The sequence below is a fragment of the Scytonema sp. UIC 10036 genome (assembly GCF_009725235.1).
The window spans coordinates 1-10,997 of sequence record NZ_WJFC01000313.1; the positions used below are offsets into that span (position 1 = coordinate 1).

The window sequence follows — 10,997 nt, forward strand, 5'->3', positions numbered from 1 at the left end:
TGTAGTCAGTTCCAACACTCAACTTCTTGCAGATTCTTATGGAGTTTCTTATGGAATTAGCGAACCGATTTCAGTGTTGCTTTAGTGAGTCGCTTGAAGTGCTGTGTCAAACATTTCGCACTGCCTTTCGACTACTGCGCTACAAACCCACCATCTACCATTAACGTTTCACCTGTTACGAACGATGCTAGGTCAGATGATAAAAACAGGACTGCATTTGCAACTTCAAGCGGTGTTCCAATTCGTCCGATCGGGTGAAGTCCTGTCAAGTAAGCTTTGGCTTCATCTGTAACTGCTTCAAACATATCTGTTTTGATTGCCCCTGGTGCAACAACATTGATGCGAATACCCGCTTTGGCATATTGGAGGGCAGCAGCTTTGGTTAAGCCTACTACTGCATGTTTACTCGCGGTGTAGAGGGGTAAGTTAGGAAGTGCAACTACTCCAACCGCAGATGCCATATTGACGATTGAACCACTTCCCTGTTTCAACATCTGAGCAATTTCATATCTCATCGACAACCAAACGCCTTTGACATTGACGTTCATAGTGCGGTCATATTCAGCTTCTGCTTGCTCAATCAATGAGGGATTTTCGCCGCCCGTTCCTGCATTATTAAAAGCAATATTTAACCGACCAAAAACGCCAACCGCTTTATCAACCATGGCTTCAACATCGTCTTCTTTCGTTACATCTGCTTGCACAAAAATCGCCTCTCCGCCAGCTTCCTTGATCGATCGAACAGTTTCTTCACCTTCATCCATTCGACGACCCACCACCACCACTTTTGCTTGTTGTTGAGCATAAGCGATCGCGGTAGCTCTACCAATGCCCGCTGTCCCTCCCGTCACTAAAGCAACCTTGTCTTTAAGCATCATGATAGTTACCTCTTGTTGTGAATGGTTATGTTACTTGCGTCAAAAACTCAATGGGCAGCAATACGTGTAGGAGCCAGCAACAAGAAGCGCCTCGATCTATAACCAGGATGAGTAACGATTCTGGTTGTAGGAGCCGGGTTTGAGCATTGCTCTAATTCACACGATGAATTCGATGCCATACTTGGGTGCTACTGCCAAAATTCGCTCGATCGCTTCGGGAGTAGCTGGCCGGGATGGCGGGTTTGGGTATTGATGTTTGCTGGCTCCTACACTTAGTTGCGCTCGATTAGTGTGTTTGAAGGTAAGTTGGGATCGATCGCCTTGCGCGCACTGTCAACCCCTACAACGGGGAGTGTACCCGGATCGAGCATACCGAGTTGAACCAATACACTTGCCTGATCCCAGTAAATGTGCTCATGGGCTAGCTTGCCGTCACGGAACTGGACGATCGCTACTACTGGCACTTCCACCCGTTTTCCGGTGGGAGCAACGCTGGGTAATATCCATTCCATCCAAACAGTATGAGTGAACTTAGCCACCATTTCATCCACGAGTTGATCTGTCCCGATCGTGCGCGAGATTAAGGTCAACTCCATGTCCGGCGGCATCTGTGGAATCAAGTATTTGGAATAAAACTCGCGCAGTGCTGGTTTCCCGACTCCCCCAGTCATTACCGGGATGTGGTTAACGTAAGCATCTTCAACCATCGTAGCGAGGGCATCTTCAGTACTGTGAGTGCCAAACTCGTACTGTAAATGCTCTTCCCAAAGTGCTTGCAAAGACTCCTGGGCTGGTGTCAAATTGGTAGTTGCTTGTAAATTTGCTTGTCTGTCTACAGTTTGCTCTTTGACCATGATTAAATACTCCTGGTTCTATCTATCTAAAGTGTCTTGAGTTCCAATGCTTGACTGCTTTGGTGATTCTTAAAAATCAAAATTTGATAGCTTACAGCACTTACAGGCAAGTCAGACATGAATTGGGAGCAAAGATCGGGGAAATTAATAACTTGCAGCAATCATGGTTGCCATCAACTCCGTCGTGTTCCAGTGCCCGGTATACTGAATTCCATTGATAAACAGGGCTTGGGTAGTCGTCACTCCACTCTCTATTCCGCCTTCTATATCTTCATTGATGCGATCGACATGCACTTGTTTAGACAACTCTTTGAGAAATTGAGGAATGTCAAGCCCTAAATCATTGGCGTACTCGACAAGATAACCGTTCTCCAACCTTCGTTGATGGTCAAATAAAGTATCGCTCATTAACCAAAACTTTCTTTGGGCGGCGGCAGCAACGGCTGCTTGGGCTGCCCGTTGAGCATGGGGATAAATCTGTGTTTGTGGAAAATGACGGAAGATGAAGCATAAATAATCTTCTCCAAAAGCAGCACTAAGCTCTCGTTTTATCGCTTTAATCATCTTGTAAACGTTCGCACTTCTAGAGCATTGATAGTCTCCATACATCACCAGCACTACCTTGGCACTCAACACACCTTGAATCCAATCTTGGGCTGAAGGCGGTACAAGTAAGGAACTGCGGCTACGATCGTTGTTCATCTTTCTAAATCTGCATCAAGCATGGAACTTTGCAATTAACTTGCTCAATTCATTGCCTGGATGACTGTTTGCATAAATTCAATATAGGAGATCGCCTTCAAGCTGTCGTCTATAGCGAGTTAAATTTTTTACAGTGCAAATTGATAGAGTAACCATGCCATCGCAGAGTATAAGGCTAGCTATAACTTAAGTTAGGATCGGGCGCATCTTGATGAACAGGAGTTAAAAGACCTTTCTTTTTCCTTTTAGCTTAGCTCCTACCTAATTGCTAATTCTCAACGCTGTGACAATGCTTATAGAAGAGGCGTTTCTTTACATTTTTTCTCTGAAGTTTTCCGTTGTTTTAATATTACTCCGAGTCAACTTTTCCTTTAGTTTTTCTTCATGTTATTTCTTCCACCTTTTTGGAAGGTAAAGTTGGACAACCTGGCCAGAATCTTCTTCAAGTCACACTGATAACCAATTCCTTCCTCACCTTCCCTTTTTTTATTTTGTGCGTGCGCGTTGCAATTAGGTGCTTTTACACAGGTGCCATTTGCCGATCGAGCTTGGTCTCTCGTCCATCTCGTTGCACGGATTGAGCTTTGTCATAGCTCTCCATCAGGGCGCGGTAAGGCGGCACGATGTGGTCAACCGCAACAGCGGCAAACTCCATTGCGTCCGGACGGTTCCACGTGTTCATGAGTTCGCTCATTACTGCGTAAGCGTCGATGGGCATGGCTCCCGCCTGGACGACGCGGGCCAGAGTGAGGTCGGTCGCCATCTGGCTCCAGTTGCCAGAAGCGTCAATGATCGTGAAGACCTTGTAACCAGCGGCCAGTGCGCTCAGCGTCGGAAACGCCATGCACACACTGGTGAGAGTTCCGGCGATGAGGAGAGTCTTTCGCCCGGTCTTCTCGATAGCATCTACCCAAGCTGGGTTATCCCAGGCGTTAATCTGTCCTGTGCGCGGAATGTAAACCGCTTCAGGATTGTGCTGGTGGATTTCGGGAATTAGGGGACCATTGGGACCATCGGGCACCGAAGCAGTCGTGAATGTCGGAATCTTGGCGAGTCGGGAAATCTTGGCGAGCGCCGTGACATTGGAGCGGAGGACTGGGAGTTCGATGTCACGCACAAGTTGGAATAGTCCGCTCTGATGATCGATCAGCAGCAGCACGGCGTCGTTGGGATCGATCATTGTGTCGATGGTGTGGCTCATGGGTTTATCTCCTTTTTTATTCAAATTCAATCAATGTCATTTTTTCCTAGCTATCTGGGGCGTGTCCAGTTCTAGTACTCAGCTTCTTTCAGAATAAGTTCAATATAGGAGATCGCCTTCAAGCTGTCGTCTACAGCAAGTTAAAATTTTTACAGTATAAATTGATAGATTAACCATGCCATCGTGGAGTAGAAGGCTGGCTCTAACTTAAGTTAGAATCCAAATTCAATCGAACGTACACCTTACAAACTGACAATGCCGCGTTTAACACCAACAATCACAGCTTGAGTGCGTTCGCGAAGCGCAAGCTGTACCCAGTTTATCGCTGACATCTAACTTATTCAAAATCCGGTTGACATGAGATTTAACAGTGCCTTCACCGATACTCAAAGCAGCCGCAATATCGGCATTGCTCATTCCCTGTGCCATTGAGCGGAGTACCGCCAGTTCTCGTTCACTCAGTTCTGGATTGCTGAGCCGCTGTACCAACTTTGCTCCCACATCAGGCGGAATATACTTTTGACCCCGATGAACGGTAATTGGTACTATAAATCCTTAAAGACTTTCTCGAATAATTGGGCGGGAAATGTTAAAAACCGTTGAGATATCGCTTGTTGACTGACTGTCTTGGGACTACACGGGTATCCGCCGAGATAACGGCAAAATGGGACACATTGTAAAGTTATGTAACGTAGATGTTTGAAAACCCTTTATTTTACGTTTTTTCAATGCCGGATTGAGCGTATCCTCTCTCGTGAAGACATTCCCTAAAAAGGTCATTAATGGGTAAGTTTGAGGGACAAAATAGCGTGAAGAGTTGATTTTAATGTGCAAAAACTTGAATGTCTCTGTACCATTTTTTGGCAAGTTAGTAAATTATTAAAGCACGTTCCGCAACATTTGTTTACAACGTGTCCCATTTTGCACATACCTCGGCGGATACCCTACACCACAAAAAACCTTCGCGTGCTAACATTCTTGTCAGTTCCGTGACTCCCGCTACGTCTCGCCATAGCAAGGTTAATACCACATCGAGTGGAATATACTTCTGACCCCGATGAACGGTACGAATCGCATTCAGAAGCTCGTCAGGTTCAGTTTCTTTCAACAGATATCCTTTGGCTCCTGCCTGCAATCCCCGATAAATATCTTCGTCACTATCATACGTGGTCAGTACAATAATCCGAGCAGATTTAACGCTCGCACAAATTGCACCAATGGCGGCAACTCCTTCCACTTCAGGCATTCGCAGATCCATTAGCGTTACATCTGGTTGGTGTTCCCGAAAGGCGGCGATCGCCTGTTCACCATTTTCAGCTTGGGCAATCACCTGCATATCTGGGTCACGGTTAATAATCGTGGCTAATCCTTGCCGAAAAATAGCATGATCGTCTGCAATCAGAACCCGAATGGTTATGGCTTGGCTCATCGTGACGCTACTCCCAATTGACGGTGACAATAATTTCTGTTCCTTGTCCAGGTTGACTCCTAATCGTGAGTTGTGCGCCGATGCGCTCTGCCCGTTCGCTCATGCCGAGTAAGCCAAACCCAAGAGAGGATGGAATACTCCCAACTCCAAAGCCCTGCCCATTGTCTCTTACGCGCAAGCAAAACTGGTCGCGATCGTAGACTAGCTGCACTCGAATTTCGTCAGCATTGGCGTGTCTAATCGCATTGGTCAATGCTTCCTGCCCCATTCGCAGTAGGTTACTCTCGACTTCAGTCGGTAGAGAATACACCGTACCTTCAATCTCATAATATAAAGTGGTATCCATTGCGGCAGTCCTGATTTGAGCGATGAGACGATGTAGAGCGCTCTGTAAATTGCCCTCCTCCAAAAGCTGAGGACGGAGCGCGACAACCGATCGCCGCGCTTCAGTCAGTCCAGTTCGTGCCAATTCTTTGATCAGATCCAGGTGTGCCTGAGCTGCTTCTACATCATCCATTAGCATCTGGTTTGCCGCTCCGACCTGAGCCAGAATGCCTGTAAACGCCTGAGCGAGTGTATCGTGAATTTCGCGTGCCATGCGGTTGCGCTCTTCCAAAATTGAAGCGGCTTCTGCCTGTTTGCGATCGTCGATATCCGTAACAACTCCCAACGCTCGGATGGGTTCACCGAATTCATTCCAGGTAACAATTTTGCCGACAGCAAGAATCCATTTCCACTGACCATCCTGGGTACGATGGCGATACTCTGCTTGATAGCTGGGGACTTCTCCAGTAATACAAGCATGGTAAACTGCAAGCACTGATTCTCTATCGTCAGGATGCAAACTCTCAATCCACCTAGATTTGGTTACATGAAATGTTGCTGGATCGTAGCCCAGCATTAAAGCGTATTCTGGGTTAATCACGACTTCTTCAGTTTTGATATTGAGATCGTAGAGTCCTTGATTTGAAGCGGTTAATGCCAAGCGTAGTCGTTCTTCACTTATTTGTAAAGCGGCTTCTGCTCGTTTGCGATCGCTAATATCTACAACCACCCCTTCGATGTATCCATCGGCTGCATTCAGATAAGAAGAGAAAAGTACCCAAAACAATGTCCCATCTCGTTTCCGCATCTGGGCTTCAAAGTTTCGCACTTCTCCATCCCGCTTCAGCAACTCAAGGAATTGTTGGCGATCGCTGGGATTGACATAGTAGCCTGCGGTGTGTTCAAGCCCAATGATCTCCTCTGCTGAGTCAAAGCCATACAGATTGGCAAAGCGTTGATTGGCATCGAGAAGTAATCTATCCGAGAGGCGGGATCGGTAGATGCCGACCTGCGAGTTTTCAAAGATAGCTCGGAACTTGGCTTCACTGCGTTGTAATGCAGCAGTTCGTTCTGCAACCTGTTGCTCTAAAGTGCAGTTGTAGTCGGCTAGGAGTTTCTCGGCTTGTTTGCGCTCTGTAATGTCCTGAAAGGTAGCGATCGCATAAGTGATATTGCCTTGTCGATCAAAAACTGGTGTTCCCCGTGCCTCAATTAGAATTGAGACACGATCTCGACGAATTTCTATATCTTCAGTCCTAATGCGTTCGCCCCTTAATGCCCGCACAGTAGGCAAGCTCTCCGCTGGATAGATTTGATCCGTTCCCGCTACATAAAGCTGATAAGCCTCTGGTATCTGCTCCGGTGCTATGGAAGTATCAGTTTCTTTGCCCAGGAGTTGATTGCCGCATTGGTTGGCATAGTAAGGGCAACCCGTCGCATCCACGATCGCAATTCCCACCGGAATCGCTTCGAGGAACTGGGTGATCTTGCTTTCCTTAGCCCGCAGTTCTGAGTAAAGGTTGGCATTTTCGATAGCGATCGCTGCTTGAGTCGATAATAGCTGCAAGACCTGCGATCGCTCTGGTGTAAATACTCCAGCTGCTAACCGATTTTCTAAATACAATACACCGACCAGCTTGGCTTGATTCAGCAACGGCAAACAGAAAATAGATTGAGGCTGGTTCTGTTGAATGTATGGCTCATTAATAAAAGCACCTTCACGAGTCGCATCATTTAAGGCGACAGGCTTCAGAGTCCGAATCACATATTGAATGATTGATTCTGGCAATCGATCGGCAATTGAAATAGACTGTAACACCTGAGTCGCACAAGCATTCTCATCGGCATTGAGTTCACAAGCCGCTTCAATCGACCATTCTCCTGAGTTTTCTAAAATCAGATATCCGGTTTGTGCGCCAGCATTCTCAATTAAAGTTTGCATCAGCGATCGCAGCAATTGCTTCAGTTCAATTTCACGAGAAATCGCCTGTGAAGCTTTCATCACTGCTGCTAAATCGAAAGCGGTATGGAAGGGATTAGTGATAGTTTCAGCAGTAATAGGAATTGATGTGGAAGCGGCTCTAGACGACTGAGAAAAGAACTGTGGATAGCGTTTTTCTAAATCTTTAACTTTAGCGGTTGCGCCCCAGCGATCGTAGCAATAGTGCGCCTCTTTAATGTAAGTTTGAGCAATTTTTTCCCGACCTCGCGCCAGATAATGTTTAGCCGCTAATTCATAAGCTAATGCTTCTTCCTGGATATACTCATTTTCAGCAGCACCTGCGATCGCCCGTTCATAAAACTCCTCAGCCTCAAGAAATTGCCCTAAGACTCGCGCTTTCTCTGCCTCGACTAGATAAAATTTATGTAGATAATTCATTGGGGCGTGTTCTGCCCATTTCTGCATTTTTTCTTGGTTGGTGTTAACACAGTTTAGCCAAGCTGCTTTTTGGGAGTTTGAAGTATCAGGCGATAGGCTCAAAAGCGCCAGCGAATGATAGAAACAGAATATAGGTAGAACCGTTATTGCTGTCACCTCTTCAAAATGTTGCCTTGCCAAAATAGCAGTCTGTTCAGCTTGATGGTGTTCTTCAAATAGATAACACAACATGACTTTGTGCAAATAGAGTATCTGGATTGCAGTTCCATCTTTAACTGCAATAGCGTGTGATAACGCCTGTTCTTCATTATGTAGCCTACTAACTAAGCGGCTGGAATTCTCAGGCCTATCTTGCAAATTAAGAATAGTCTGCCGCAATATTGCCAGCCAATTCGAGGGACTTTCTCGTCTAATTTGGTCAATCGACTTGCTGTAAACTGCTGTTTTTTGTTCCAGTTGGGTAAGTTCCTCTCCAGCAAAAAATGAGTTATAGCACACGTAATATGCAGCATAACCAGCAGTTTCAAAGTCTCCAGTTTCCACTCCATTTTGATAGGCATCAGCCAGCATGGGTATTGTGTTCCTAAAATGCACCTTCCAGTGAATGATATGGACATTCGAAAACATTAAGGTTCTAGCATTTCCTCTGGCATTCAATCGTTCTGCCAAACCCAGAGCCAATTTGCCGAACTCATAACCGAATTCAATGTCTTGAACAACTCCACATAGAACAAACCCGTAGCCAGCATAAAACAGTGATGACCAGATAGCATTCCCGTAGTTGATTGATAAATTTACCGCTTTGCAAGTAATCAGTATCCACAGTGCTGGTAACGTTATAAATGCAACAGACCTCATACTCGCTAGGATTGACATTGCTGAGCGCGGTTCTGGTGCAGTCATCTCTGGTAAATTAATCAAGTCTTTGATTTCTCGTTCAGCGAGTAGTGTAGCCGTTGACTCCAATTCCCTTTGAATATCTGCCTGACTTGGATTTTCTATTAAATCTATTCCCAAGAGCTTTAACGCTTCCAATCCAGTTTTTAGTGCTTCTTTCAGGTTGCCCTGTGACAAATATCCTTGAATTCTGCTATCGTAAGCCTGCACTTTGTCAACCACTGTTTTAGCGCGATTGAGTACCACTTCTACCAATTGTTCCATCTCATCAAAGCGGCCGTGAAGATACGCTGCTCCTGCTGCTTGGGAGTAAAGCGCCAAGGTTAGGTCATACTGATTGTGCCAACTTTCTCTATCTAGGAGTTTCAGTCCTATATTGAAATACTGAAGAGCTGCTTCATAAGCCGTTGCATCTTTTGCTTTCTGACCTGCGATTAAATTTAATTTGGCAATTTCATTTCGTTCTGTTCGATCGCTCTCCAGTTCAATTCCCCGATTGAGATGATCGACGATTTCAAACAGTCGTTGCGATCGCTGCTCTGGTGAAGTTTTTTCGAGTAGATTGCGACCGATTTGGAGATGAACAACTTGTTTGTGTGACTCATCAATTAAGGCATAAGCCGCTTGCTGCACACAATCGTGCAAAAACTTGTAGTCTTGAACTAACAAGTTTTCGTCTAATTCAGATAAAGGTTGAATTAATTCAGCTTGTATTGCAGCTAGTAAATCCTGGAAAATCGCTTGAGGCGAGCGCTCACAAACGATCGCTAACGATTCTAAATCAAATTTAGCTCCAACACAAGCGGCTAAGCGAAGAATTCGCCGTGTTTCATTTGGCAATTTCTTCAACTGGATCAACAGCAACTCCACCACATTCTCGGTAATATTTTGGGCTTGAATTTGAGCAATATCCCACTCCCAGCTTAACTGTTTCACATTAAAAATTAACAGATTTTCGCTATACAGCATTCGCAAAAATTCACCGGCAAAGAAAGGGTTGCCTTCGGTTTTACGTAACACTAATTGGGCTAAAGAACGAACGGTGTTAATATTGCGACCTAGCGTCTCGGCAATCAGTTGACTCAAAGGTTCGAGCGTTAAGGGTGCTAAGGTAATCTCCTGAAGTACTGCCCCTTGGTTTCGTAGTTCTAAGAGCGTTAATGCTAGTGGATGCGTTGGATGCACTTCCGAGTCTCGGTAGGCTCCAATCAAAAATAGATATTGGGTTTGCTTGTCGAGTAATATTAACTCGATTAACTTCAGCGTCGCGGAGTCGGACCATTGTAAATCGTCTAAGAAGATGACCAGGGGATGTTCTTTTGAACAAAACACCCGCACAAAATTTTGAAAGATTCGATTAAAGCGATTTTGAGCTTCAGTTGCTCCAACTTCGGGTACGGGTGGCTGTTTGCCAATAATTAATTCAACTTCAGGAATGACATCAATAATGATTTGCCCATTGCTTCCTAAAGCTGAGAGCAGACGCTCTTGCCACTGTTGCACTTGCTCATCCGGTTCCCCCAGAAGTTGCTGCACCAACTTTTGCAAGGCATCCACAATGGCGCTGTAGGGAATATTGCGCCTGAATTGGTCAAATTTACCAGAAATAAAATAACCGCGCTTTGCTGCGATCGGCTTATAGAGTTCCTGCACTAATGCTGATTTGCCAATTCCCGCATAGCCAGAAACCAACATCATTTCGACTTTGAATTGAGGATTTTCTATGCCTGACTCTGGTCGGTGGGCTTCGCCAACATTCCCTCTTGGGGCTACTCTTTCAAACGCCGCCAATAATGCTGCAATCTCCGCTTCGCGTCCATACAGCTTTTGGGGAATCTGAAACTGATCCGAAACATCTTGCAGACCTAATTGAATATGAGCAATTTGACCTGTTGTTGTAAATTGCTCTGTACAGCGTTCTAAATCCGCCTTGATCCCCCAGGCACTTTGATAGCGATCCTCTGCGTTTTTCGCCATCAGTTTGAGAATGATGTCTGAAACGGGTTTAGGAATCGCTGCGTTCACCTGATGTGGCGGTATAGGTGGTTTGGCAATAGTTTAATTATTGCCATGAGTTTGTGGTCAAAGGCGTCAATGAGAACAGTACTGAAAAATCTGGTTGATGGTTTAAGCGAAGCTTGGGTACGAATTGGACAGTTAGGCAGCGTACCTTGCAAATCATCAATTACCGAGGCACGACAAAGAATAGGGGCTTTTGCGATAAGCTCGTCTATTCTATCTAGTAGTGCGTCGAGCTGTTCCCAAATTTCAACGTCTTGAGCCTGAAGAAATACCTTTTTTTTAGCTTGGCTTGTGACAGAAATTCGCAGAT

5 protein-coding genes and 3 pseudogenes are annotated in these 10,997 nt (G+C 45.4%); 1 reads left to right on the forward strand and 7 read right to left on the reverse strand.

The genetic code is table 11. The features are described from left to right. Positions 1-131: 131 nt before the first annotated feature. The 7 genes and pseudogenes from F7734_RS58265 to F7734_RS58295 all read right to left on the reverse strand — a co-directional run bounded on the left by F7734_RS58265 (position 132) and on the right by F7734_RS58295 (position 10,690). Positions 132-878: an SDR family oxidoreductase gene (locus tag F7734_RS58265; protein ID WP_155753269.1), complete on the reverse strand. Its 747-nt coding sequence runs from the start codon at positions 876-878 to the stop codon at positions 132-134. Between the two features lie 272 nt (positions 879-1,150). Then, complete coding sequence (locus F7734_RS58270) at positions 1,151-1,732, reverse strand: nuclear transport factor 2 family protein (protein ID WP_155753271.1); 582 nt, start codon at positions 1,730-1,732, stop codon at positions 1,151-1,153. Positions 1,733-1,876: 144 nt separating this feature from the next. Then, positions 1,877-2,434: a DsbA family protein gene (locus tag F7734_RS58275; protein ID WP_155753273.1), complete on the reverse strand. Its 558-nt coding sequence runs from the start codon at positions 2,432-2,434 to the stop codon at positions 1,877-1,879. 520 nt (positions 2,435-2,954) lie between these two features. Then, the gene (locus F7734_RS58280; RefSeq protein WP_155744649.1) at positions 2,955-3,635 is read right to left on the reverse strand and encodes an isochorismatase family protein; all 681 of its coding nucleotides are present in this window, start codon (positions 3,633-3,635) and stop codon (positions 2,955-2,957) included. Between the two features lie 242 nt (positions 3,636-3,877). After that, a pseudogene (locus F7734_RS58285) lies at positions 3,878-4,172 on the reverse strand (response regulator transcription factor); the annotation flags it as partial. A gap of 490 nt (positions 4,173-4,662) precedes the next feature. Beyond that, a pseudogene (locus F7734_RS58290) lies at positions 4,663-5,064 on the reverse strand (response regulator transcription factor); the annotation flags it as partial. 7 nt (positions 5,065-5,071) lie between these two features. Further along, positions 5,072-10,690, reverse strand: coding sequence for an AAA family ATPase (locus F7734_RS58295; RefSeq protein WP_347566472.1), 5,619 nt, complete (start codon positions 10,688-10,690; stop codon positions 5,072-5,074). Positions 10,691-10,720: 30 nt separating this feature from the next. Here F7734_RS58295 and F7734_RS58300 point away from each other — a divergent pair. Then, positions 10,721-10,879: pseudogene (locus F7734_RS58300) on the forward strand (transposase domain-containing protein); the annotation flags it as partial. Positions 10,880-10,997: the final 118 nt, after the last annotated feature.